Annotated in this window: 22 protein-coding genes; 7 read left to right on the forward strand and 15 right to left on the reverse strand. The window is 72.6% G+C overall.

Going from position 1 to position 23,913, the window contains the following annotated elements:
* Positions 1 to 211: 211 nt before the first annotated feature.
* The 4 genes from BJ964_RS42155 to BJ964_RS42170 are packed head-to-tail and all read right to left on the reverse strand — an operon-like array spanning position 212 to position 4,097.
* Complete coding sequence (locus BJ964_RS42155) at positions 212 to 1,027, reverse strand: ABC transporter permease (protein ID WP_229806727.1); 816 nt, start codon at positions 1,025 to 1,027, stop codon at positions 212 to 214.
* Positions 1,024 to 1,869: an ABC transporter permease gene (locus BJ964_RS42160; RefSeq protein ID WP_188125889.1), complete on the reverse strand. Its 846-nt coding sequence runs from the start codon at positions 1,867 to 1,869 to the stop codon at positions 1,024 to 1,026. The genes BJ964_RS42155 and BJ964_RS42160 overlap by 4 nt, the downstream gene beginning before the upstream one ends.
* Before the next feature lies 1 nt (position 1,870).
* Complete coding sequence (locus BJ964_RS42165; RefSeq protein ID WP_188125890.1) at positions 1,871 to 3,073, reverse strand: ABC transporter substrate-binding protein; 1,203 nt, start codon at positions 3,071 to 3,073, stop codon at positions 1,871 to 1,873.
* Positions 3,066 to 4,097 (reverse strand): ABC transporter ATP-binding protein, encoded by a 1,032-nt coding sequence (locus BJ964_RS42170; RefSeq protein WP_407650823.1) that lies wholly within the window; start codon positions 4,095 to 4,097, stop codon positions 3,066 to 3,068. The genes BJ964_RS42165 and BJ964_RS42170 overlap by 8 nt, the downstream gene beginning before the upstream one ends.
* Before the next feature lie 85 nt (positions 4,098 to 4,182).
* On the opposite strand from BJ964_RS42170, the gene BJ964_RS42175 reads away from it, so the two are divergent.
* From BJ964_RS42175 to BJ964_RS42185, 3 genes are read left to right on the forward strand one after another with little or no spacing between them, the layout of a single operon-like run.
* Positions 4,183 to 4,914: a FadR/GntR family transcriptional regulator gene (locus BJ964_RS42175; RefSeq protein ID WP_188125891.1), complete on the forward strand. Its 732-nt coding sequence runs from the start codon at positions 4,183 to 4,185 to the stop codon at positions 4,912 to 4,914.
* An 11-nt stretch (positions 4,915 to 4,925) separates the two neighbouring features.
* Positions 4,926 to 5,645, forward strand: a complete 720-nt coding sequence (locus BJ964_RS42180) for a PDC sensor domain-containing protein (RefSeq protein WP_188125892.1) — start codon at positions 4,926 to 4,928, stop codon at positions 5,643 to 5,645.
* Positions 5,646 to 5,675: 30 nt separating this feature from the next.
* Positions 5,676 to 8,786 (forward strand): BTAD domain-containing putative transcriptional regulator, encoded by a 3,111-nt coding sequence (locus tag BJ964_RS42185; RefSeq protein WP_188125893.1) that lies wholly within the window; start codon positions 5,676 to 5,678, stop codon positions 8,784 to 8,786.
* Here the strand turns inward: BJ964_RS42185 and BJ964_RS42190 are convergent.
* On the reverse strand, positions 8,776 to 9,990 hold the full coding sequence (locus tag BJ964_RS42190; RefSeq protein WP_203832852.1) for a GDSL-type esterase/lipase family protein: 1,215 nt from the start codon (positions 9,988 to 9,990) through the stop codon (positions 8,776 to 8,778). The two genes, BJ964_RS42185 and BJ964_RS42190, sit on opposite strands and share 11 nt — an antisense overlap.
* A 99-nt stretch (positions 9,991 to 10,089) precedes the next feature.
* On the opposite strand from BJ964_RS42190, the gene BJ964_RS42195 reads away from it, so the two are divergent.
* Together BJ964_RS42195 and BJ964_RS42200 are read left to right on the forward strand one after the other, a co-directional pair.
* Complete coding sequence (locus BJ964_RS42195) at positions 10,090 to 10,695, forward strand: hypothetical protein (protein WP_188125894.1); 606 nt, start codon at positions 10,090 to 10,092, stop codon at positions 10,693 to 10,695.
* A complete protein-coding gene (locus BJ964_RS42200; RefSeq protein ID WP_229806728.1) occupies positions 10,692 to 11,189 on the forward strand; it encodes an RNA polymerase sigma factor in 498 nt (165 codons plus the stop codon). The genes BJ964_RS42195 and BJ964_RS42200 overlap by 4 nt, the downstream gene beginning before the upstream one ends.
* A 7-nt stretch (positions 11,190 to 11,196) precedes the next feature.
* Here the strand turns inward: BJ964_RS42200 and BJ964_RS42205 are convergent, their stop codons facing one another.
* Positions 11,197 to 12,000, reverse strand: coding sequence for an SDR family oxidoreductase (locus BJ964_RS42205; protein ID WP_188125895.1), 804 nt, complete (start codon positions 11,998 to 12,000; stop codon positions 11,197 to 11,199).
* 81 nt (positions 12,001 to 12,081) lie between these two features.
* Here BJ964_RS42205 and BJ964_RS42210 point away from each other — a divergent pair, with 81 nt between their 5' ends.
* Both BJ964_RS42210 and BJ964_RS42215 read left to right on the forward strand, forming a co-directional pair.
* Positions 12,082 to 13,209: a coiled-coil domain-containing protein gene (locus tag BJ964_RS42210; RefSeq protein ID WP_188125896.1), complete on the forward strand. Its 1,128-nt coding sequence runs from the start codon at positions 12,082 to 12,084 to the stop codon at positions 13,207 to 13,209.
* Positions 13,210 to 13,617: 408 nt separating this feature from the next.
* Entirely contained in the window at positions 13,618 to 13,956 is a 339-nt protein-coding gene (locus BJ964_RS42215; protein WP_183218918.1) for an RNA polymerase-binding protein RbpA, read from the forward strand.
* A gap of 65 nt (positions 13,957 to 14,021) precedes the next feature.
* On the opposite strand, the gene BJ964_RS42220 is transcribed toward BJ964_RS42215, so the two are convergent.
* From BJ964_RS42220 to kdd, 9 genes are all read right to left on the reverse strand, one after another.
* Entirely contained in the window at positions 14,022 to 14,531 is a 510-nt protein-coding gene (locus tag BJ964_RS42220; protein ID WP_188125897.1) for an FxsA family protein, read from the reverse strand.
* A gap of 67 nt (positions 14,532 to 14,598) precedes the next feature.
* Positions 14,599 to 15,387: a polyprenol monophosphomannose synthase gene (locus BJ964_RS42225; RefSeq protein ID WP_188125898.1), complete on the reverse strand. Its 789-nt coding sequence runs from the start codon at positions 15,385 to 15,387 to the stop codon at positions 14,599 to 14,601.
* A complete protein-coding gene (lnt, locus tag BJ964_RS42230) occupies positions 15,384 to 16,997 on the reverse strand; it encodes an apolipoprotein N-acyltransferase (RefSeq protein WP_188127475.1) in 1,614 nt (537 codons plus the stop codon). Before lnt ends, BJ964_RS42225 begins: the two co-directional genes overlap by 4 nt.
* 422 nt (positions 16,998 to 17,419) lie before the next feature.
* Positions 17,420 to 18,637 (reverse strand): glutamate mutase L, encoded by a 1,218-nt coding sequence (locus BJ964_RS42235; RefSeq protein ID WP_188125899.1) that lies wholly within the window; start codon positions 18,635 to 18,637, stop codon positions 17,420 to 17,422.
* Positions 18,634 to 18,996 carry a 3-aminobutyryl-CoA ammonia lyase gene (gene kal, locus BJ964_RS42240; protein ID WP_183218922.1) on the reverse strand — a complete coding sequence of 121 codons (363 nt, stop codon included), beginning with the start codon at positions 18,994 to 18,996 and terminating at the stop codon, positions 18,634 to 18,636. Before kal ends, BJ964_RS42235 begins: the two co-directional genes overlap by 4 nt.
* Positions 18,993 to 19,724, reverse strand: coding sequence for a lysine 5,6-aminomutase subunit beta (gene kamE, locus BJ964_RS42245; protein ID WP_188125900.1), 732 nt, complete (start codon positions 19,722 to 19,724; stop codon positions 18,993 to 18,995). Before kamE ends, kal begins: the two co-directional genes overlap by 4 nt.
* Entirely contained in the window at positions 19,721 to 21,256 is a 1,536-nt protein-coding gene (gene kamD / locus BJ964_RS42250; protein ID WP_188125901.1) for a lysine 5,6-aminomutase subunit alpha, read from the reverse strand. Before kamD ends, kamE begins: the two co-directional genes overlap by 4 nt.
* 14 nt (positions 21,257 to 21,270) lie before the next feature.
* A complete protein-coding gene (locus BJ964_RS42255; RefSeq protein WP_188125902.1) occupies positions 21,271 to 22,809 on the reverse strand; it encodes an amidohydrolase in 1,539 nt (512 codons plus the stop codon).
* A 5-nt stretch (positions 22,810 to 22,814) separates the two neighbouring features.
* On the reverse strand, positions 22,815 to 23,825 hold the full coding sequence (kdd, locus tag BJ964_RS42260; protein ID WP_188125903.1) for an L-erythro-3,5-diaminohexanoate dehydrogenase: 1,011 nt from the start codon (positions 23,823 to 23,825) through the stop codon (positions 22,815 to 22,817).
* Positions 23,826 to 23,913: the final 88 nt, after the last annotated feature.

Below are 23,913 nucleotides of genomic sequence, written 5' to 3' on the forward strand. Positions count from 1 at the left end.
CAGCATCATCGGCAGCTTGGCGCGTCGCAAAACAATCTCCCCCAGGTTGTCCGGCCTCGAAGTCGGCCGGGCATGTGAAAGAGATTCCAGGGCGGCAGGTGCACACCAAGTGCCCGAACCGGTGCCACCCGGTTGCGGGTTCTCAGACCCCGGGGCGAACGACTCGCCACGGGTAATCGACCACGAGAAGGCCGGGTTTACGGAACCTGGGTCAGGTGCGGCCGGCGCCCGCCTGGGGTCCGGCGATGCGCTGGGCCAGCCACACCGGGATCACCGAGAGGACGATCAGAACCGCGGCGACCACGTTGACGACCGGGGCCTGGTTGGGCCGGAACAGGTTGTTGAAGATCCAGATGGGCAGGGTGGTCACCCCGGGACCGGCCGTAAAGGTGGTCACGATGATCTCGTCGAAGGACAGCGCGAAGGCGAGCAACCCACCGGCCAGCAGGGCGGACCGGATCAGCGGGAAGGTGACGTACCGGAAGGTCTGGAAGCCGGAGGCGCCCAGGTCGGCCGACGCCTCCTCCAGGTTGGTGCCGGTCCGGCGCAGCCGGGCCAGCACGTTGTTGTAGACCGTCACCACGCAGAACGTGGCGTGGCCGACGATGATCGAGAACATCCCCTTGCTGATGCCGAGGTCACCCATCACCGACCGCCAGGCGCTGTCCAGGGCGATGCCGGTGACGATGCCGGGCAGCGCGATCGGCAGCACCACGAGCAGCGAGATCGTGTCCCGGCCGAAGAACCGGAACCGCTGCACCGCGAAGGCGATCATCGTGCCCAGCACCAGGGCGATCGCGGTGGCGCCGAGCCCGGCCTGCACCGAGGTGAGCAGCGCCTGCCGGGCGCCGTCGTTGGCCCAGGCGGCCGACCACCAGCGGGTGGTGAGGTCGTGCGGCGGCCAGGCGAAGGTGCGGTCGCCGTTGAACGAGTTGATCAGCACCAGCAGCAGCGGCACGTAGATGAAGGTGAGCCCGAGCGCCATCACGGCACGCAGCGCCCAGCGGGCGGGGGCAGACAGCGTCACAGCTCCTCCAGGGCGCCGGAGCGGCGGACCGCGAGCAGGTAGATCACCATGATCAGCACCGGGACGGTAGCGATCGCGGCGGCGAACGGGAGGTTGTTGGCGGCGCCGATGTTGGCGTAGACCAGGTTGCCGATGAGCTGGGTCTTGCCGCCGACGATCTGCACGGTGATGTAGTCGCCGAGCGACAGCGAGAACGTGAAGATCGATCCGGCGAAGACCGACGGGATCAAAATCGGCAGGATCACCGACCGGAAGGTACGCCCGGCGCGCGCCCCCAGGTCGGCGGAGGCTTCCAGCAGCGAGTCCGGCAGCCGCTCCAGCCCCGCGTAGACCGGCAGGATCATGTAGGGCAGCCACATGTAGGCGAGGACCAGGATGGTGGCGGGCAGCCCGTACCCGGGTCCGCCGAAGAGGGTGTCCATGGGGCCGTTGTTGGCCAGCAGGATCCGCCAGGCGTAGGCCTTGACCAGGTAGCTGGCCCACAGTGGAGTGAGGATGGCGATGACCAGCCAGTGCCGGGATCTCGCCGCCGCCACCTTGGCCATGAAGAACGCCATCGGTACGGCGACGACGACGCAGATGACGGTGACCGCCGCGGCCACGCCGAGACTGCGCAGGGCGACATTCCGGTACACCTCCTCGGTGAGGATGGTCCGGAAGTTCCCCAGGGAGAACTGCCGGACCACCTCGCCGGTGAAGCCGTTCACGGTCCAGAACGCCGACACCAGCAGCACCGCGAGCGCGCCGAGATAGGCGACGACCAGCCAGAGCAGGGGCGCCGAGAGCAGGCCGGCCAGGCGCAGGCGCGGGTGCCGGTGCAGGTAGGAACCGAGACGTGCCACGTTATCCCTTGATCGTCGTCCAGGCCTGGGTCCAGGCCGAGTAGTCCTTGCAGGTCACGTCCTTGCGCCCGTCGATGCACTGGGCGAGCGGGGTGGTCCAGTACCAGACCTGCTCGAAGTAGGCCTCGTCCTCGGCGTGGAAGGTGGCGCAGTGGTTCGGGTCCTTGGTCTCGGCGCAGGACAGCTTGTTGGACGGCGCCTCACCGAACCACTCGGCGACCCCGGCGTTGGCCTTGGGCGAGATGATGTGGTTCATCCACAGGTACGCGCAGTTGGGGTGCTTGGCCTTGGCGGACACCATCCACGTGTCGGACCAGCCGGTGGCGCCCTCGGTCGGCAGGATCGCCTCGACGGGCGCGCCGTCGGCCTTGGTCAGGTTGGTGATGACCTGCCAGGTGGTGCCGAGCACCGAGTTGCCGGCCTTGAAGGCCTGCACCTCCTTGGTGTAGTCGGACCAGTACTCGCCGATCAGCTCGTTCTGCTGCTTGAGCAGGTCGACGGCCGCCTGGAACTGGGTGTCGTCGAGGGCGTACGGGTTCTTGATGTTCAGTTCCGGCTTGGTCTTCATGAGGTAGAGCGCGGCGTCGGCGATGTAGATCGGCGAGTCGTACGCGGTGATCTTGCCCTTGTGCGGTGACGCCGGGTCGAAGACGGCACTCCACGAGGTGGGCGCCGGGGTGACCGTGTCGGTGCGGTACATCAGCAGGTTGGCGCCACGGCCGTGCGGGGCGCCGTAGGGCACGCCGTCGACCGAGTTCCAGGCCTTGTTCTTCAGGCCCTCGAAGACGTCCTTGTAGTTGCTGAGCAGATCGGTGTTGACCGGGGCGACGTCACCGCCGTAGATGAGCCGCAGGGACGCGTCACCGGAGGCGGACACGACGTCGTACTCGCCGGTCTTCATGAGGGCGACCATCTCGTCGGACGTCCCGGCGATCTTGTTGTTGACCTGGCAGCCGGTCTCCTTCTCGAACCCGGTGACCCAGTCGACGCTCTTGTCGGTGGAGCCGTCCTCGACGTACCCGGCCCACGAGACGACGTTGACCTCGCCCTCGCCGGCGCCGAGCGCCGCCAACTTGTCGATCTTCGGGACGGTGAGGCCGCCGGGTCCGCCGCCGGCCGAGTCGCCGCCACCGTCACCGCCGCAGCCGGCGAGCGTGAGCACGCCCGCGGCCAGTGCCGCCAACAATATTCTTCCGCTACGCATGCGCGGTCTCCTTCGCAACAGGGGGGATCTCGACGATGTGCTCGTCGTGCCAGGTCAGGTGCACCCGCTGGCCGCGGGCGGCCAGGGGCGCGCCGTCGTGGCGGTTCTGGGCGACGACGACGGCGCGGCTGCCCGCGTCGAGGTCGACGACGTACCGGGTGACGGCGCCGGCGTAGACGACCTCGGCGACCGTGCCGGGCGCGCCGGTGTCCGCGGAGATCTCGATCTTCTCGGGGCGCACCGAGAACACGCCGTCGCGGGCGAACAGCGTCCGGGACACGTCACCGGTGAACACATTGGAGGTGCCGACGAAACCGGCGACGAAGGAGCTGCGCGGCCGTTCGTACACCTCCTCGGAGGTGCCGACCTGGGCGATGCGCCCGGCGTCGAAGACCGCGACCCGGTCGCTCATGGTGAGCGCCTCGTCCTGGTCGTGGGTGACGAAGACGAAGGTGATGCCGACCTCGCGCTGGATGACCTTGAGCTCCACCTGCATCTGCTCGCGCAGCTTCAGGTCGAGCGCGCCGAGCGGCTCGTCGAGCAGCAGCACCCTGGGCCGGTTGACCAGGGCCCGGGCCAGGGCGACGCGCTGCCGCTGACCGCCGGACATGGCGGCCGGGCGACGGCCGCCGAAGCCCTCCAGCCGGACCGAGGCGAGGGCCTGTTCGGCGCGCTCGCGGCGCTCCCGCTTGGCGACCCGGCGGACCTTGAGCCCGTACTCCACGTTCTCCAGGACCGTCATGTGCGGAAACAGGGCGTAGTCCTGGAAGACCGTGTTGACGTCGCGTTCGAAGGGCGCGAGCCGGGTCACGTCCCGCCCGGCCAGTTCGACGGTCCCGGCGGTGGGCAGCTCGAACCCGGCGATCATCCGCAGCACGGTGGTCTTGCCGGAGCCGGACGGGCCGAGCATGGAGAAGAACTCGCCGTCGGCGATCGCGAGGTCGACGCCGGCCACGGCATCGACCGCGCCGAACGACTTACGGAGCCCGGTCAGCCGGATGGCCGGGGTTGAGATGTCGGTCACGGCGAAAACGTATGGCGTCAGACTTTAAAGGTCAAGACGGCCCGGTAACCGGTTCGTTAACAGCCATACGGAAGAATCAAGGCCCATGGGGACGTCCCGAGCCAGCGCGCGATCCGTGGTGTTCGCGCCACTCGACCCGCACAGCCGAGCCGAGACGGTCGTCCGGCGGCTCACCGACGCCATCACGTTCGGGCTGCTCACCGATGCCGAGCAGCTGCCCAGCGAGACCGATCTGGCGGCACAGTTCGGGGTCTCCCGGGTGACCGTCCGGGAGGCGCTGGTGGCGCTGCGGCAGCAGGACCTGGTGGAGACGCGCCGCGGTCGTGGCGGCGGCAGCTTCGTGCGCGCGCCCGCGGCGGCCGCCGACCGGTCCCTGCGGTCCCGGCTCTCCGAACTGAGCCTGCCCAACCTGCGCGACACGGCCGACCACTACGCGGCGGTCGCGGGGGCCGCCGCACGCCTGGCCGCCCAGCGCGCCGACGCCGACGACATCCTGCGCATCGAGGAGGTCGACGCCGACGTGGCCGGGCCGCTGCACCGGATGGAACGGGCCTACCACCTGGAGGTCGCGGCGGTGGCCCAGTCCGCACGCCTGGCCCGGGAGGAGATCCGGTTCGCCGGCGAGCTGGGCACGCTCCTCTGGTCCCCGATACTCCAGACCGCCGACAGCGCCTATGATCCGCACGCGGAACACCGGGCCATCACGGCGGCCGTCGCGGCCGGCGACGGCGACCTGGCCCGCAGACTCACCGAAGAACACATAGAGACGGCCGTCGAGCGGCTCGTTACGCTGCACTTGACGCTGGTCGAGCCGTAGAGGTGGGCCCCGTGGGACAGACGATCACCAACGAGACGACAGCCCTGGCCGAACGCGTCACCGCCCTGGCCGAGTCCGCCTTCGCCACCGCCGACGGGCTGCGCCGCCGGGCCGAGGACCTGTTCACCGGCGGGCGGCCCACCTCGGCCGACCTGGCCGTGCTGCGCCCGTGGGTGACCGAGGCGCTGGGTGGACTGATCAACGGGGCCGGGGTGATCACCGTCCCGCTCGCCGACGGGCGGCCCGGCCTGGAGTGGTGGATGGGTTCCCCGGAGCGGCGTTCCCAGCTGGCCCTCGACCTGGACCCGGCCAGCGACACGTTCGTCGACGTGGGCCGTCAGCCGTGGTATTCGGTGCCCCGCGCCACCGGTCGCCGCCACGTGACCGGGCCGTACGTCGACTACGTCTGCGCCGAGCAGTACGCGCTCACCTTCACCGTCCCGGTCACCGACCACGGCACGTTCGCCGGGATCGCCGGGGCGGACGTGTTCGTCGGTGACTTCGAGCGCGCCCTGCGCCCGGCGCTGCGGGCCGTCGGCACACCGGTCGCGCTGGTCAACACGCACGGCCGGGTGGTCGCCGGCAGCACCGCCCACCACCTGGCGGGTTCCCTGATCCGGGACGCGCACATCCGTACCGCGCTGCTCACCGCGCTTCCGGCGGTGCTTCCCGACGGGGTCCGGCTCACGCCGTGCGGCACCCTGCCCCTGGCGGTCCTGACCTGGCCGTGAGGCCGGCATCGACCGTGGCAGGATCTGCTGGTGCGGATCGGGATACTTGGATCGTTCGAGGTGCACGGCGACGACGGCGCCCTCACCGACGTGCCCGGCGCACGGCTGCGCGGGTTGCTGATCGCCCTGGCGCTGGAGACCGGCCGGGTGGTGCCGAAGGCGGCCCTGGTCGACTGGATCTGGGGTGGACAGCCGCCCGCTGACGCCACCAACGCCCTGCACCGCCTGGTCTCCCGGCTGCGCAAGGTGCTGCCGGACGGCGCGGTCGAGGGGCACACCGAGGGCTACCGGCTGACCGCCGGGCCGGACGCGGTCGACGCCGTCCGGTTCGAGCGCCTGGTCACCGCGGCGCACGCCCATGCCGGCGACGACCCGGCCCGGGAACGGCTGCTGCGGGAGGCGCTCGGCCTGTGGCGCGGGCCCGCCATGCGGGATGTCGCGCTGCCGGACAGCGCGGCCTTCGGCGCGGCCGTCACCCGGCTGGAGGAGCTGCGCCTGGCCGCGCTGGAGGACCGGTACGAGTCCGGCGCCGGCCACCCCGGGCTGGTCCCCGAACTGACCGCCCTGGTCGCGGCGCACCCGCTACGGGAACGGCTGGCCGCCGCCCTGATGCGTGCCCTGGCCGCGGCCGGCCGGGGCAGTGAGGCGCTGCTGGTCTACCAGCGCACCCGGGAGGCGCTGGCCGACGCCCTGGGGGTGGACCCGTCACCGGAGCTGTCCGCCCTGCACGTCGCCCTGCTGCGCGGCGACGCCCGGCGGCCGCAGCGGCGGCGGACCAACCTGCGCGCCGAGCTGACCAGCTACATCGGCAAGTCGGCCGACGTCGCGGCGGTCCGGGAACTGGTGGCCGGGCACCGGCTCACCACACTGACCGGGCCGGGCGGCTCGGGCAAGACCCGGCTGGCCGCGGAGTCCGCCCGTACCCTGCTCGATGATCTTCCGGACGGGGCGTGGCTGGTGGAGCTCGCCGCCATCGGCCCGGACGGTGACGTGGCGCAGGCGGCTCTCGCCGGGCTCGGCCTGCGCGACACCCTGCACGGCGAGGCGGCGCCGGCCGGCCCGCTGGAGCGCCTGACCGCCGCCGTCCGGGACCGGGAGACGCTGCTCGTCCTGGACAACTGCGAGCACGTGATCGAGGCGGCGGCGGAGTTCGCGCACCGGGTGCTCGGCGAGTGCCCGAAACTGCGGATCCTGGCGACCAGCCGGGAACCGCTCGGCATCGTCGGCGAGGCACTGTGGCCGGTGGAGCCGCTGGCCCTGCCCACGGACGACGGCGACGCCGCCGGCTCCCCGGCGGTACGGCTGCTGCGCGACCGGGCCGGCGCCGTCCGCCAAGATCTCGGCGACGACCCCGCCACCCTGTCCACGATGGTCCGGGTGTGCCGGGCCCTGGACGGGATGCCACTGGCCATCGAACTCGCGGCGGCCCGGCTGCGGACCATGTCCCTCGATCAGCTCGCGCACCGCCTCGACGACCGGTTCCGCCTGCTGACCGGCGGCAGCCGTACCGCCCTGCCCCGGCACCGGACCCTGCGGGCGGTGATCGACTGGAGCTGGGAGCTGCTGTCCGAGGCGGAACGCACCATGCTGCGCCGGCTGTCGGTGTTCTCCGGCGGGGCGAGCCTGGAGGCGGCCGAGCGGGTCCGCGGCGGCGACCACCTGGAGCTGCTCACCTCGCTCACCGAGAAGTCGCTGCTGGTGGCCGAGGGCGACGGCGCGCCCCGCTACCGGATGCTGGGCACCATCAGGGAGTACGCCGGTGACCGGCTGGCCGAGGCCGGCGAGTCGGAGCAGGCCCGGCGTGCGCACCTGGACTGGTGCACCGAGCTGGCCGAGACCGCCGAGCCGCATCTGCGCCGGGCCGGGCAGCTGCACTGGCTGGCGCTGCTCCAGGCCGAGCACGACAACATCGGGGCCGCGATGCGCGGGGCGCTGGCGACCGGTGACGCGCCCGCGGCGATGCGGCTGGCCGCGGGCGCCGGCTGGTACTGGTGGCTCAGCGGCAACAAGACCGAGGGCGCCGAGCTGATCCTGGCGGCCACCGGGACGCCCGGTACGGTGCCCGACGACATCCGGGCCACCGTCTACGCGATCTTCACCATGTTCCTGACCGACGGCCGTGGCGACGAGCACCGGGCAGCCGAGTGGATCATCAAGGCGTACGAGCTGAGCCGGCACGCCCCACGCCGGCATCCCCTGATCGGTTTCACCGCCCCGCTGGAGCGCCTGCTGCGGGAACCGGGCGCGGTCCTGTCCGCCTTCGAGCCGCTGCTCGACGACCCTGATCCGTGGGCCCGCGCGCTGGCCCGGCTGCACCTGGGCAAGATGCGGATGCTGCTCGGCCACGGTGGACACGACGCGGACGCCCACCTGGAGACGGCGCTCACCGAGTTCCGGGCGCTCGGCGAGCGGTTCGGCATCTCGTTCGCGCTGATCGAGCTGGCGAACCGGATCGCCACCCGCGGCGAGTTCACCGCCGCCTGCGGGCACTACGAGGAGGCGATCGAGGTGGTCACCCCGATCGGCGCGGTCGAGGACGTGATCCGGATGCGGGCCCGGCAGGCGCAGCTGTACTGGCTGGCCGGTGACCGGGCGGCCGCCGCGACCGCGCTCGCCGGGGCGCGGCGCTCGGCGGAGCGGGTCACCTGGCCGGGTGCGCTGGCCGAGCTGGCGCTCGCCGAGGCGCTCCTGGCCCACTGGGCCGGCGACCGGGCGGAGGCGTACCGGCAGCTCGCGGCCGCGACCGGGATCCTGGGCGAGGATGCCGAGCGGCCGAACGTCCGCGGCGAGATCGAGGACCTGCTCGGCCATCTCACCGAGGATCACCGCGAGGCCGGTACGCACCGCGCCGCCGCCTACCGCGCGGCGGTCGAGATGGGCCACGCGCCGCTGATCGCCCAGGTGCTCGTCGGCGTCGCCGACCAGGCGCTGCGCCACGACGACCCGGAGCAGGCGGCCCGGCTGCTCGCGGCGAGCACCGCGGTCCGGGGCCTGCCGGACCGCGCGCACCCGGACGCGGCCCGGATCGAGCGGACCGTCCGCGACCGCCTGGGCGAGGGGTTCGCCGCGGCGACGGCCGACGGTGCGGCAGCCGACTGGCGCCGGCTGGCCGAGGTCACGCTCGCCCGCTTCAACGGGTGAAGACATCCAGCGGAACCGCGTCGGCGATGGCCTGGAGCCCGGCCGCGCCGGGGTGCAGGTGGTCGCCCGAGTCGTACGCCCGCCGGTAGCGGGTGGGCGCGGACGGGTCGTGGGTGGCCCGGTCCGCGTCGAGGACCGCGTCGCAGCCGCTGCCGGGGCCGCGCAGGAACGCGTTGATCTCGCCGCGGGCCGACTCGCCGCGGGCGGTCCAGTACCCGGCGCCCTCGTACGGCGTGAGCGTCGAACAGATCACCCGCAGCCCCGCCCCGTGCGCCCGCTCGACCAGCGTCCCAAGGGCGCCGATCAGCTCGGCGGTGGACGGTGGGTCGGCCGCGCCCAGGTCGTTGATCGCGTCGTCCGAGATGATCACCCAGCGGGCGCCCGGCCGGCTGAGCACGTCGCGTTCGAACCGGTTCAGCGCGCTCTCCCCACGGTCGTCGACGGTGAGCCGATTGCCGCTGATCCCGGCGTTGAGCACCCCGACCGTGTACCCGGCCGCGCGCAGCCGGTCGGCGAGCAGGTCGGGCCAGCGCTGGTTGCCGTTGAAGCGGGAGCCGAACCCGTCGGTGATGGAGGCCCCGAACGCGACCACCGCGCCGGCCGCGCCCGCGTTGCGCACGTCCAGCCCGGACAGGAAGTACCAGCTGCTCTCGGTCTTCGCCCCGGACAGCCCGCCGGCCGCCGCCTGGTCACCGGAGGCGACGTACGTGTCCTGCACCGCGATCCCGTGCACCGTCCCGCCGGCCGTGGTGGGCAGGTGAACGGTGACCGCCACGTCCCCGTCGGCCGGCACCGTGAACGCCACCTCGTCGCTGACCGCGGTCTGCCCGGCCGGCACGGTCACCGTGGTCGCGCCCCCGAACATGACCGGCCGGGAGTCCGTGACAGTGCCGCCGCCGGCCCGGTGCGCCAGGTAGGCCGAGCCGATGACCAGCGGCCCGCTGCCGAACTCGTTGGAGAACCGGACACGGGCGCTGTCACCGCCGATGCTGGTGTGCACGATCTGCCGTACCGTGTGATCTTGAAAGGACCGCCCACCGTGCTGGACCGCGGTCCCCCAGGTCCCCACCCACGAGGCCGGCGCGGCCGACGGGACCGGAGCCGGCGACGGCGGCTCCGGCATGGGCACGGGCGGCGCCGAACATCCCGCGGCGAGACCCAGCGCGAACGCCACCGCGCACCGCCGCATCGACATGCTGATCATCGGCGCACATTCTTCCGGTCGATGGTCACCGATGGTGGCGAGGGGAGGTGTCACACCCGGAGCCGGTCCGGACATCTGGTGTCCGTGAAGGGAATACACATGGATGACGACCGACTCGATCTGCTGGTACGGGAGGCGAAGCCGCTGACCGTCGCCCCGGACCCCGCGCTGCTGCACCGCATGGCCCGCGACATCGCCCGGCCCCCGCTCCTGCGCCGCCGCCTCGTGGCCGTGCCGCTGGCCGCCGGGGTGGCGCTGTCGCTGGCCGCCGCCGGATACATGACCTGGCACGACTCGGCGTCCGGCGACTTCGAACGGGTGGTGGCCGAGCACACCGCCCGGCTGGAGCTGCCGCCCGGCGCCGACCGGGCCGCCTACGCCGCCCAACTGCGTGAGCAGGGTTCCCGGTCCCCGTCGTCGGTCTCCGACCTGGCGATCGCCTCCTCGGCCGCCTACTACGGCGTCTGCGCCTGGCTGACCGCCTGGGACCGCCGCCACACCGCCGGTGACACGGCCGGGGCGGCACAGGCCGTGGAAGGGCTGAACCGGGCGGTGGACGCCGGCCCGCTGGCGGCCACCGACGGCGGCGGCGTGGTGGGCAACCTGCGCCGGGTGGCCGCCGCGGCCGCCCGCGGCGACCGCACCCCGGTCTCCACCGAGCTGCGCGCCAACTGCTCCGGCCTGCCCCTGGACGGGATCCGGTGAGCGCGGCGGAACAGCGGTTCACCGCGATGATGAGCGGGCACGGCCCGGCGGTGCTCGGCTACCTGTCCCGGCGTACCGAACCGGCACAGGACGCGGCCGATCTGATGGCCGAGGTGTTCGTGGTCGCCTGGCGGCGGCTCGCCGAGGTGCCCGCCGCCCCCGACGAGACCCGTGCCTGGCTGATCGGCGCCGCCCGCCTGGTCCTGGCCAACCACCGCCGGGGCACGGTCCGCCGGCACCGGCTCGCCAACCGGCTGCGCCTGCACCTGCGCCCGGAACCCGCGCCCGATCCCGCCACCGATCTGGTGCGCGACGCCCTCGCCCGGCTCGGCGACGACGACCGGGAGCTGCTGACCCTGATCGGCTGGGAGGACCTGACCGCCACCCAGGCCGCGGCGGTCCTCGGCATCACTCCGGCCGCGGTCCGCAAACGCCTGGAACGGGCCCGCTCCCGCCTCCGGGAACAGCTGGAACCCAGTCCGGCTCCCCGCTGAGCCATATCTAGCGAGGCAGGTCGTGCCGCCGGTGGACGATCTTCTCGACGACGCCGCCGGGCAGCAGCCGCCGCAGCGCGAAGACGGCCGGCGCGTTGCTGCCCACCGCGTACCGTGCCTTCGGCCGCTCCGCCTCGATCGCCGTGACGATCGTGGCGGCGACCCGCTCGGCGGTGATCCCGGCCCGCTCGTTGCGGTTCAGCGCGGTCAGCATCCGCTCGAAGTCGGCCCGGTACGGCGAGCCGTCACCGATGTACTTCGTCCGCCGCTCGCTGATGCCGGTCGCGATCGACCCGGGCTCCACCGTGGTCAGCCACACCCCGAACGGCGAGAGTTCGTGCCGTGCCCCGTTGCTGAACCCCTTGATCGCGGCTTTCGAGGCGACGTACGACGACCGGTACGCCAGCGGGAACGACGCCAGCATCGACCCGACCATCACCACCCGGCCGTGACCGCGGTCCCGCATCCCCGGCAGCGCGAGCTGTGTGAGCCGGACCGGGCCGAGCACGTTCACCTGGAAGATCCGCCGCAGCGCTTCGACCGGCAGTTCCTCGATCGGACCGGACTGGCTCTCGCCCGCGTTGTTGACCAGCACGTCCACACCGCTCAGCGTCCCGGCGAGGCCCTCGATCGAGGCGTCGTCGGCGAGGTCGAGTGCCACGTACTCGACGCCGGGCGCCTTCTGGTCCGGCTCGAGCGAGGACGGGTCACGGCTGGTGCCCAGCACGCGATAGCCGCGGGCGGCGAGTGCCGCCGCGGTCGCCTTCCCGATACCGGACGAGGCGCCGGTGACCAACGCGGTGCGATTCACGTGAGCAACTTAGCCGATCGAGCGGTTGCGACGGTGTGGTTGCCGGGGTGGCGCCGTCGCCCCGCATAGGGTGGGACCGCTATGACTGTGCAGGATTCCGAAGCCGAGACCCGTCCCTGCGCCCACTGCGGGCGCCCCGTGCCGCAGCGCGCCTCCGCCGGGCGCCCGTTCCGCTACTGCCGCGACAACGACGGCGAGTGCCAGCGGGCCTCGCGCAACGTGCGGATGCGGCACCGTTCGTCGCCGGGGCTGGCCGGGCAGGTGGCGCGCACCTGGGAGGTCGTCGACCGGCTCGACCAACTGGTCGGCACGCTGACCGAGGCGCTGCACTCGGAGATGTCCCCGGCCGGGGTGGAACGCCAGCTCGCCGAGGTGCGGGCGGAGACGTCCGGGCAGGTGGCGGCGGCGCACGCCGAACGCGACGACGCCCGCCGCGACGCCGAGCAGGCGGCCGACGCGGCGATCGCGTCACAGCAGGTCGCGGCGGCGGCGACCGCCGAACGGGACGAGGCCCGGCGGCGGGCCGGTGACGCGCAGCGCGCCGCCGAGGAGGCCGGGGTCCGGGAGCAGGAGGCGGTCACGGCCCGCGACGAGGCGGTGCGGGCGGCGACCGCGGCCGCCGCGCTGCGCGAGCGGGCCGAGGCCGAGCGGGACGCCGCGGCCGAGGAGCTGGGCACGGCCAAACAGGACCTGCAAGGGGTACGAGCACAGCGTGACACCGCGGAACGGGATCTGAAGACCGCGCTCCAGGACGCCAGGGAGTTCCGTGACCGGGCCGAGGAGGAGCAGCTCCGCTCCCAGGAGCGGCTCACCGTGGCGCGGTCGGAGGCGGACCGCGCCACGACCGAGGCGGAGCAGGCCCGGCAGGCGACGGCGGCCGCCGAACGGGACCGGGACGACGCGGCCGCCCGGGCACGGCAGGCGCACGCCGAGGCCGCCGCGAAGCGGGACGAGCTGGCGGCGGTCGCCGCGGAACGGGACGGGCTCCGGCGTACCGGGGATGATCTCGAACGTGCCGCCGAGCGCGCCGCGCGGGAACGCGCCGATCTGGAACGCCGCCTCGCGTCCGCCCGTGCCGACGCCGACGCCGCCCAGGAGCGGGTGGCCCAGTTGACCTCGCAGGTGAGCGATCTGGCGTCCGCGCTGGCCGCTCTCGGCGCCGCACGCCCGGCTCCGCCGGCCCAGCCCGTCCCCTCCGGCAACAGTTGATCCGGCCCGCCGGGTGTTTCGCCCGGTTTTCCAGTCTCGGCCGTAAACTGGTGAAGTTTCTCACGTCCCACCGGCCTGTAAGCGGCGAAGCGGGTACCGATCACTACCGTGGGCGAGCCGGAGGGTGACCTACGGTTCCGTGATTTACGAGTGAATTTGACCAAGTGACCGACATCGCACCACCCGTAGAACTCCCAAACCGCCATAAGGTGGACCAAGGTCCATGGGGCCACGGGTTCGGTTTGCCGGGTGGGGTGAGTGGCCGGTTACGCTCATAGCGTTAACACCGCCGATACAGGCGGCCGATAGGGACTTTGGCGGTACCGGAATTCCGGCGGAGGAATCCGGCGGCCGCTCCTTTCGTTACACCAACGAGAGCAGCACCACTAAGCGAGGGGAAAGCCGATCATGGGCGAACGCATGCTGCGCGGCAGCCGTCTTGGCGCGGTCAGCTACGAGTCCGACCGTAACACCGAGCTGGCGCCCCGACAGTCCCGCGAGTACCTGTGCGTCAAGGGTCACCAGTTCGAGGTGCCGTTCGCTGTCGATGCCGAGGTGCCGACCACCTGGGAATGCAAGTTCGACGGCAGCGTCGCCCGCCTGGTCGACGGCAACGAGCCGGAGCAGAAGAAGGCGAAGCCGCCGCGCACCCACTGGGACATGCTGCTCGAGCGGCGTTCGATCGCCGAGCTGGAGGACATCCTCAACGAGCGACTGCAGGAGGTTCGCACCCGCCGCGGTCGCTGAGGTCAGCACAACGAGAAGGCCGCCCCCTCCGTCTGGAGGGGGCGGCCTTCTCGTTGTCCTACGGCCTAGCGGACGATCTCGCCCTCGATGGCGGCGGCCGGCGGGCGCGGCTGGTCGTCGTCGACGACCACGACGGTGACCGGGTCGCTCTGGTGCACCCGGACGCGGCGCGGCCCGAACAGGTCGCCGGTGGCGGCGCCGCCGAGGTTGCGCTGGGCGAACCGCTCCACCCCGCGGCGGGCCAGGATCCGGCCCGGTGGCAGCAGCAGGAGCAGGCCGGCGATGCCGGTGAGGAAGCCGGGCACGGCCAGCAGCAGCGCCCCGAAGAGCCCGATCAGGGAGTTGCTGACCTCCCCGCCGGGCGGGCGCCCCGCCCGGACCGCCTCCTGGAAGGCACGGAAGCCGCGGACACCCTCGCGGCGCAGCAGTGCGATGCCGGCGACACAGGACGCGGCGAGCAGCAGGACCGCCCAGAGCGCGCCGATGGCGTCCGCCACCGCCAGGAAGACCACGATCTCCGCCACCGCCAGCAACGGGAACGCGATCGGTAGGTAGGCAAGCCTGCTACGCCGCATGTCGAACTCCACTCACCGATGGGTGTCGCGAGCCCGTCTCACGACCGGCCCCGTCCAGCATGACACCTCACGGCCAGGTGGTGCTCTGCCGTTGCTTGCGGTTGAGCAGGTTGAGCAGGTCCTCCTTGCGCGCCTGCGCGCCCCACAGGGTGACCCTCAGCAGCTGTTCCTTGAAGATGTTGCCGCTCATCTTGCTGACGCCGTGTTCGCGTTCGGTGAACGTGATCGGCACCTCGATCATCCGGAACCCCTGCCGGTACGCCCGCCAGGCCATCTCCACCTGGAACGAGTAGCCGGTGGAGGCGATGGTGCTCACCTCGATCTTGTCGAGGACCGAGAGACGGTACGCCCGGTAGCCGCCGGTCGCGTCCTTGAACGGCATGCCCAGCGCCATCCGGATGTAGATGTTGCCGCACCGCGACAGCAGCAGGCGCCGCAGCGGCCAGTTGTGCACGCTGCCGCCCGGGATGTACCGGGTGCCGAGGACCGCGTCGTGGTCGCCCAGCGCGTCCAGGATGCTGGGCAGCTCCTCCGGGGCGTGCGAGCCGTCCGCGTCCAGCTCGACGACCGCGTCGTACCCCTTGTCCTTCGCCCACTGGAAACCGGCCTTGTAGGCCGCGCCCAGACCCTCCTTGCCGGCCCGGTGCAGGACGAAGATGTGATCGTCCGCCTCGGTCAGCTCGTCGGCGATCGCGCCGGTCCCGTCCGGCGAGTTGTCGTCCGCGATCAGGATGTCGACGGCCGGGACCGCTTTACGCACCCGATCGGTGATCACCCGGACGTTGTCCGCCTCGTTGTAGGTGGGGATGATCACGAGGACCCGTCCCACTCCCGGGTAACCTTCCGCCTCGCTCACCGTTCCTCCGAAACCTGTACGCCGTCACTGTTGATAGTCCCCCGTCGGCGGCGCAACGGCAGCACACCGACGAGGGCGACGACCGTACCAAAGACGATGACCGTCTCCGGCCGAGCGCCCGAACGAGTCGCCAGCGTACGCGGTCCGTCCAGATTCATGTCACGCACCACCACCGCAGCCGTGTTGAACCCGGTCGAATCGTGCACACCGCCCTTCGCGTCGACGAATCCGGACACCCCAACGGTGGACACCATCAGGGCCTCCCGGCCGTGCTCGACGGCCCGCAGGCGGACCATGGCCAACTGTTGGCGGGCCTCGGCCTCGTTGAAGGTGGCGTTGTTCGTCTGCACCGCCAGAATCTGGGCGCCGCCGGTCACCACGTCCCGGACGATCCCGTCGTAGGCGACCTCGAAACAGATGACGTCGCCGAGGACCGCGGCGCCGGTGTCGACGACCCCGGGCTCGTCGCCGCCGAGCATGTTGCGGACCAGGTCGACCTTGTCGCTGACCAGGCGGGCGACCGAGCGCAGCGGCATGTACTCGGCGAACGGCACCGGGTGGCGTTTCTCATACTGCTGGGCGTGGTCGGGGCCGGTGCCGGGCCGCCACAGGATGCCCACGTTGTAGATGTCGCCGGGCACCTCGGTGCGCTGGAGGGTGCCGACCAGGATGGGCGCCTTGATCGCGTCGGCGGCGGACTGGATGAGGGCGGCCGCGTCGGCGTTCTGGAGCGGGTCGATGTCGCTGGAGTTCTCCGGCCACACCACCAGGCCGGGCTGCTTCTGCCGGCCGGCGGCGACCTCGGAGGCCAGTGCCCGGGTGGCGTTGACGTGGTTGTCGAGCACGGCCCGCCGCTGGGCGTTGAAGTCGAGGCCGAGCCGTGGCACGTTGCCCTGCACGATCGCGACCGTGGTGGCGTCGCCGCCCGGCACGGTCAGCGGCAGGGCGGCCGGCGCGGCCAGCAGCAGCCCCGTCACGGCGGCGAAGCCTACGGCGGGCAGCAGGGTGCGGGGGCTCCACCGGCGCCAGGCCAGCGCCACGAGAGCGCCGCCCGCGGCCGCCACGGCGAAGGTGACCAGGGGGGCGCCGCCGTACGCCGCCAGCCGCAGGGTCGGCGCGTCACCCTGGCTGAACGCGAGCCGCCCCCAGGGGAAGCCGCCGAACGGGGTGCGGTCGCGCAGGAACTCGCTCGTGGTCCAGATCAGCCCGGCCAGCAGCGGCCACAGCGCCCGCCAGCGGTCCACCAGCGGGGACAGCCAGGATCCGGCCAGCCCGGCGAGGCCCACGTACAGCGCCTGGAGGCCGGCCAGCAGCGTCCAGGGCAGCCAGCCGGCGGCGATCCGCGTCCACTCCAGCATGGGGAAGAACAGCACCACCCCGGCCAGCACGCCGAGGCCGAACCCGGCCCGCAGACGGCGCCGGTGCACGGCCGCGGCCAGCAGCGCCACGCCGACCGGTGAGAGCCACCACAGGTCGTACGGGGGAAGGGCCAGCAGCAGGGCCGCGCCGGCGGCGACCGCGAGGGCCACGGCCACCGGCAGGCGCAGCGGGCGCGGTGGCCGGTCCGCGCCGGCGCCCGGGTCGGCGAGCGCCGGCGGGGGGAGAGTCATTTCCACGCGTGGCAGGCTACCCGCCCGCGACCTGCGACGACGGAGGGGCGCGGTCACGGTTCGACCACGCCCCTCGGGTGCTCCTGTCCTCTCCACGGCCGGTGAAATCCGCGGGATCTCGCCGTGACCTTCGGACCGACCCGCCGCGTGCCGGATGCCCGCGTCGTGCCGTTGTCTACTGGCCATGGACCGATCCCCGGAAGGGCCACCTGAACGCGGCCCGGTCCGCACCGCTCCGCGCGCCCCCGCCCCCTGGACCTGGCTGTACGCGCGACCCCTGCGAGGACTGCGGCCAGTGGGTGGAGGAGAGGAGCGGATCATGACCGCTCGCCGTGGAACAGGACCAGAAGACGGTACGTCGTCCACCCGCCGCCCTGTCAACCGGGGCACCCGCGTTGCGGCGTGTCGTATTCACCGGCGTGTCACATCTCGTACCTGATCGAGTTGCTCAGGAGTTCACCGGCGACCGCGGGGTGATCCGCCGACAGGAGCCCGGCCGCGGCCAATACGTACTGCTCGTCGATCACGGTGCGGGCCCGGTCCGGGGGCGCCCAGCCACCGGCCACATCGGACAGCACGGCGCGGAGGACCTGCTCTCCCCCACCATGGCGCAGCACACCACCGGAACCGAGCAGGAGACGTACGTCACACAGCCCCGAACGGCCGCGCGCGTGCCGGCGCAGGGCGACCACCGCGGCGGTCGCCGCCAGTTCCCGGTCGTCGCCCGGCTCCGGCAGTTTCTCCGCCACGGCCGCGGCCCGGGTGCCGTCCGCACCGGCGGCCACGCCCAGATCGCCCTCGACGGTGCGGGCCCGCCACAGGGTGCCGGCCACGTCCCGCCGAGGCCCGGTCTCGCTCTCCGGATCGGGGACGAGCGCCGAGTAGACGTCGGTGGTGGCGCCGCCCACGTCGACGACCAGGATGCCGAACCCGGTCCGGTCGGCCAGCGCCTCGACCCCGGCGAGCACCGCGTCCGGGGTGGCGGCACGCACCAGCGAGGCGAACCGGCGGCCGCGGGAGAGACGTTTGCCACCGATCACGTGACGCAGGAAGACGTCCCGGATCGCGGCACGGGCGGGCAGCGGGTCCAGGACGCCGATGCGCGGCAGCACGTTGGCGGCCGGGGTCACCGGCACCCCGCGAGCGGTCAGGAGGGCGAGCGCCTCGTCGCGGACGTCCGCGTTACCGGCCAGGACCACCGGGAGCCGGATCCGGGCCGCGGCCAGGCGGCGGGCGTTGTGCAGCAGCACCTCGCCGTCGCCGCCGTCGGTGCCGCCCACCAGCAGCAGCACGTCCGGGCGGGCGGCGCGCAGCCGGGTGAGATCGGGCCCGCTCATCGGTCCGGCCGCCACGTGCACCACCTGCGCACCGGCGGACAGGCCGACGCGGTGCCCGGCCTCGGCGGTGACCAGTGCCTCGTACCCGATCACGGCGAGCCGCAGCCCGCCGCCCGCGGAGGAGCAGACGCGCAGCTCGTCGCCGCCGCCCACGGCGGCGACGGCGGCGTCCAGCCCGTGCAGCACGTCGGTCGCCGAGGTGGTCGGCACCTCGGCGCGGCGGATCAGTCGCGCGCCGTCCAGATCGATCTTGGCGGCTTTGGTGTACGTGGACCCGACGTCCACGCAGACCGCGGTCGTCACTTCGGTGGCACGACGACGGTGCCGGTCGCCGTGGTGGCGACGATCGGCTCGCCGAGCACCGCGGCGGCGGAGCCCTCCGTGCCGCGGCAGACCACCCGCACCTCGAAGTCGATCTTCCGGGAGCGGGTGCCCATCTTCACCACGGTCCCGGTGATCTCCAGCATGTCGCCGGCCCGCACCGGGGCCTTGAACTGCACGTCGTCGTAGGAGGCGAAGAGGCCCTCGTCGCCGTCCAGCCGGATGCAGATCTCGGTGGCCACGTCGCCGAACAGGCCGAGCGAGTAGGCGCCGTCGACCAGGTTCCCGGCGTAGTGGGCGTGGGCGTAGGGCACGTAGCGGCGGTGCGTCACGGTGATCATTTCGAGCTCCCGGCGAGGGCGTGGACGAGATAGGAGGCGACCTCGCGGGGCGTGGTGCCGCGGCTGAAGATCCGGTCGACGCCCAGCTCGCCCGTCATCAGCTCGTCGAACCGGGGCCCGCCGACGATCAGCAGGGGCCGTCTGCCGGCCGGCAGCGCCTCCCGGAACGCCGCCGACATGGCCCGGGTGTTCTGGAGATGCGCGTCGCGCTGGGTGACCACCTGGGAGACCAGCACGGCGTCGGCCTTCTTCTCCCGGGCGGTCTCCACCAGGTCGGGCACCGACACCTGGGCGCCCATGTTGGTGACCGACAGCTCGGAGTAGTACTCCAGGCCCTTCTCGCCGGCGATGCCCTTGAGGTTGAGGATGGCGTCGATGCCGACGGTGTGCGCGTCGGTGCCGATGCAGGCGCCGACCACGTTGAGCCGCCGCCGCAGCCGCCGTTTGATCGCGGCGTTGACCTCCTTGGCGCTCAGGAGCGGGAAGTCGCGCTCGACCACCTGGACCTTCTCGGTGTCGACGAGGTGGTTCACCTTGCCGTACACGACGAAGAAGGTGTAGCCGTCGCCCATCTGCTTGGCGTGCACCAGCATGGCCGGGTCCATGCCCATCTTGCCGGCCAGCTGGAGGGCGGCGCCCTCGGCGCGTTTGTCGTGCGGGATCGGCAGGGTGAAGGAGATCTGCACCATGCCGTCGCCGGTGGTGTCCCCATAGGGCCGGATGATCACAGCGCCTCCGCGACCGGGTTGTAGTAGTCCTCGTCCTGCTTCTCGACGCCGTCCAGGCCCTTGCCCCGGTCCGCGGGCCGTTTCATGATCCCGAACGTGCCGTCCGCGATGGCGTTGAGCATCCCGTCGTCGACGATGCGCTCCAGCAGGTCGATCGCCTCGGACAGGACCTGGTTCGCGCGGCCGCGGATGAACGGCCCGGGGGTGAAGTCCTCGTGCAGGTTCCCGGCGCCGTTGAGGACGTACCGGACGTTCTGGAGGGCGATGTCGCGGTCGGACAGCCAGGGCGTGACGACCGCCTCGGTCATCATGCCGACCAGCAGGATGCTCTGCCCGGTGAGCGCCCCGGCCAGGTTGAAGAAGCCGTCGAGCAGGTTGCCGCGGAAGACGTCCCCGGTCATGTGCTTGGTCGGCGGCATCCACTTCAGCGGCGCATCGGGGAACAGTTCACGGGCGAGCAGCGCGTGCGCCAGCTCCAGCCGGAACGACTCCGGCAGATCCGGATTTATCTCGAAAGCGTGCCCCAGGCCCAGCTGCCAGTCCGCCAGCCCCGCCTCGTGGGCGAAGTACTCGTTCATCAACTGCGACACCGTCACCGTGTGCGCGGCCTCGACGGCGTCGGCGGTGGTCAGGTAGTTGTCCTCGCCGGTGTTGATGACGATCCCGGCACGGGCGTGGATCTGCCGGGAGAACCGCTGGTCGACGAAGGTGCGGATCGGGTTGATGTCGCGGAACAGGATGCCGTACATCGAGTCGTTGAGCATCATGTCCAGGCGCTCCAGCCCGGCCAGCGTGGCGATCTCCGGCATGCACAGGCCGGAGGCGTAGTTGGTCAGCCGCACGTACCGGCCGACCTCCTTCGACGTCTCGTCCAGGGCGGCCCGCATCAGCCGGAAGTTCTCCTGCGTGGCGTAGGTGCCGGCGAACCCCTCCCGGGTGGCGCCCTCCGGCACGTAGTCCAGCAGCGACTGCCCGGTGGACCGGATCACCGCGATCACGTCCGCGCCGGCCCGCGCCGCCGCCTGGGCCTGCGGGATGTCCTCGTAGATGTCGCCGGTGGCCACGATCAGGTAGATCCACGGGCGCTGCTTCGGGTCCCCGTGCCGCTTGATCAGCCGGTCCCGCTCGGCCCGCCGCCGGTCGATCGTCCGGAGGCCGGCCGCGGTGGCGCGCTTGGCCCTCTGCCGGGCCTTGCCGGGAGACGCCGGAACGGTGAACCGCACCGACCCCGCCGCGGCCTTCTGCGCCAGGACCGTCACGTCCTCCACACCGGTCGTCTCCATCGCGTGGAACACCGGCACGGCCACCCCGTGACCGAGCCCGACGTCCGCACGCACCGCGTCGACCAGCCGGTTCACCCACGGGATGCCGTCCGGGTCGGCGCCGGTCACCCCGGCCAGCCGCAGCACCGCACGCTCCACCGACACGGTCGTGTGCGACCGCGCCAGGTCGACCACCGGCCGCCCCGCGGTCGCGGCGAGCGCCCTCGCCCGCGCGACCACAGTCGCATCCAGATCCAGCTTCCCGGCCAACGAAACGCCTCCTGTTACCTCTCGAAAATCGTGTCGCCGCGCAGCACCGTGCGACGGCAGACCGGACGGGCCGGCTCGGCGCCGTCCACGTCCGGCAGCAGGGCCGGGAGGCCGTCGGCCAGCCCGGCCGGGGTCTCCCAGGCCGCGAACGTCGCCGTCGCGCCCGGCTTGAGCACGCCCGCGTTCTGCACACCGGCGGCCCGCCAGCCGCCCGCGCTGCTCGCCGCGAACGCCGACCGGACGCTCATCCGGAACCTCGGGTTCCGCGGGGCCGCGGCGGCCAGCACCACCGCCCACGGGTCGAGCGCGGTCACCGGCGAGTCCGACCCGAACGCCAGCGCCACCCCGGTCGCGTGCATCGCCCCGATCGGGTTGCTGGCCAGCGCCCGGTCGGTGCCGAGGCGCTGCGCGTACATCCGGTCCGGGCCGCCCCACAGCGCGTCGAAGACCGGCTGGACCGACGCGATCACGCCGAACTCGACCATCCGGGCGATCATCGCCTTGTCGATCAGCTCGACGTGCTCGATCCGGTGATGACCCTCGCGCAGCCGGTCGACGCCGACGCTCTTCGCGGCGATCGCGAAACCCTCCAGGACCGTCTCGATGGCGGCGTCGCCGATCGCGTGGAAACCGCCCTGGAACCCGATCCGGATGCAGTCCAGCAGGTGGTCGGCGGCCTGCTCGGCGGTCAGGAACGCCTCGCCGCAGCCGTGGTCGCCGTCGTGGTACGGCGACCGCACCGACGCCGTCCGGGAACCGAGCGCGCCGTCCGCGTACAGGTCGCCGGCCGCGCCGTGCGCGCCCAGGTCCCGCGCCCGCTCCGCGCCGCCCAGCTCGCCCCAGTAGCCGAACACCTGCGGCAGGCCCTGCCCGGAGAGCGCCAGCACCGACGCGAAGTCCGCCTCGCTGGAGGTCCCCGGGCCGCCGCACTCGTGCACCGCCGCGATACCCATCGACGCGGCCCGGGCCAGCGCGGTGCGCTGCGCCGCGGCCCGCTGCTCCGGCGTCAGCGAGCCGAGCGACACGGCCCGCACCGCGTGGTGCGCGGCCTCCCGCACCCAGCCGGACTCGTGGTAGCCGTCCACCCCGGCCGCCACCGGCAACAGCGACGACGAGGCGAGCGCCGAATGCACCGACGCCTGCGACAGGTACACCTTGCGGCCGCCGGCGGCGCGGTCCAGCTGCTCCGCGGTCGGCGGCGTCTGGTCGCTCCAGGTCGACTCGTCCCAGCCGTGCCCGTGCACCACCCCACCGGCCGGGCGGGTCGCCGCGAACGCCGCCACCCTCTCCAGCAGCTCGCCCGGCGACCGCACCGCCGACAGGTCCAGGCCGTCGAAGGCCAGGCCGGTGTCGGTGGCGTGCACATGCGCGTCGACGAACGCCGGGGTGACCAGCGCGCCGTCCAGGTCGACGGTGACGTCGGCGGCCGGCGCGTCGCCCGAGTCGCCCAGCCAGGCGATCGTGTCGCCCCGGGTGACCATGGCGGTGGCGCGGGGTTCCGCGGCCGAGTAGAAGCGGCCGTTGACGTAGCGAACCGAGGGTGTGTCAGTCATGCGCGTCAGTCTGCCGCGATCCGTGCCTCGAAGAGGGAGCGCACCGCGGGAACCTGGCGCAGCAGGTCCACCGCGAAATCGGCGTGACCCGGCACGAAACCGTTCCCGACCAGCATCGTCACGTCCGCGGCCAGGCCCTCGGCGCCCAGCGCGGCGGCCGGGAAGCTGGTCGCCATGGAGAAGAAGATCACGGTCCCGCCGGCCGCGGTGGCCAGGATCGCGCCGTGCTCACAGCCGGGCACGTCCACGCAGACCACGGTGACGTCGGCGGGCTCCCCGACCGCCTCGCTCACCGCGACCGGGTCCCGGGCGTCGGCGATCGCGATCTCGTCGGCGAGTCCGGCTTCGAGCAGCGCGTCCCGCTCGGCCTCGTTCAACACCACGGCTTTGGTACGGGCACCCGCGCGCTTCGCCGCGGCAAGGGTGAGGGACCCGCTCTTGCCGGCGCCGCCGAGCACCGCCACGGTGGCCGCCCTGGTCGCCCGGACCACCCGGTCGGTCAGCGCCGGGGCGCCGCACACGTCGTAGACGGCGAGCGCCAGCTCGGGCGCCAGGTCCTCGGGCAGCACCCCGACCACGGAACGGCCGAACAGGATCGCCGTGCCCTCGGCCGGCACCTGCTCGCTCAGCCCGTCCCAGCCGGTCAGCCCGTCGGTGATCCGCAGCGGGGTCAGGGTCAGCGACACCAGCGTGGCGACCCGGTCACCCGGCTTGACCGCCAGCGACGACTCCGGGCCGACCTCGTCGACCACGCCGATCAGCATGCCGCCCGAGCCGGTCACCGGGTTGTGCATCTTGCCCCGCGTCCCGACGATCTCCAGCACCTCGGCGCGGATCGCGGCGCCGTCGCCCGCGTGCTTCTCGGCGAGCTGCCGGTAGCTGGCGGCGTCCAGGTTGAGCCGCTGGACCCGGATGCGCACCTCGTCCGGCGCGATCCGCGGGTCCGCGTCCAGCTTCCACGCGGCCTGCGGCAGCACGCCGGCCGGCTCGATCACCCGACGCAACCCGATGCTCATGCTTCCCACACCTCTCTCACGTTAAAAACACTGTCATATCGCGGCCCTACCGTAAATCCTTCGCGTACCCGCTTTCTAGACCGGAGAT

This window comes from Actinoplanes lobatus (genome assembly GCF_014205215.1).
In the GTDB taxonomy this organism is placed as follows: Bacteria; Actinomycetota; Actinomycetes; order Mycobacteriales; family Micromonosporaceae; genus Actinoplanes; species Actinoplanes lobatus.

What these genes read in the sequence shown, in the direction of transcription:
- kdd (WP_188125903.1), bottom strand. Translation starts at nt 23,825, where the DNA reads ATGAGCATCGGGTTGCGTCGGGTGATCGAGCCGGCCGGCGTGCTGCCG.
- BJ964_RS42255 (WP_188125902.1), bottom strand. Translation starts at nt 22,809, where the DNA reads ATGACTGACACACCCTCGGTTCGCTACGTCAACGGCCGCTTCTACTCG.
- BJ964_RS42215 (WP_183218918.1), top strand. Translation starts at nt 13,618, where the DNA reads ATGGGCGAACGCATGCTGCGCGGCAGCCGTCTTGGCGCGGTCAGCTAC.
- BJ964_RS42210 (WP_188125896.1), top strand. Translation starts at nt 12,082, where the DNA reads ATGACTGTGCAGGATTCCGAAGCCGAGACCCGTCCCTGCGCCCACTGC.
- kal (WP_183218922.1), bottom strand. Translation starts at nt 18,996, where the DNA reads ATGATCACCGTGACGCACCGCCGCTACGTGCCCTACGCCCACGCCCAC.
- BJ964_RS42195 (WP_188125894.1), top strand. Translation starts at nt 10,090, where the DNA reads ATGGATGACGACCGACTCGATCTGCTGGTACGGGAGGCGAAGCCGCTG.
- BJ964_RS42190 (WP_203832852.1), bottom strand. Translation starts at nt 9,990, where the DNA reads ATGATCAGCATGTCGATGCGGCGGTGCGCGGTGGCGTTCGCGCTGGGT.
- BJ964_RS42165 (WP_188125890.1), bottom strand. Translation starts at nt 3,073, where the DNA reads ATGCGTAGCGGAAGAATATTGTTGGCGGCACTGGCCGCGGGCGTGCTC.
- BJ964_RS42175 (WP_188125891.1), top strand. Translation starts at nt 4,183, where the DNA reads ATGGGGACGTCCCGAGCCAGCGCGCGATCCGTGGTGTTCGCGCCACTC.
- BJ964_RS42220 (WP_188125897.1), bottom strand. Translation starts at nt 14,531, where the DNA reads ATGCGGCGTAGCAGGCTTGCCTACCTACCGATCGCGTTCCCGTTGCTG.
- lnt (WP_188127475.1), bottom strand. Translation starts at nt 16,997, where the DNA reads ATGACTCTCCCCCCGCCGGCGCTCGCCGACCCGGGCGCCGGCGCGGAC.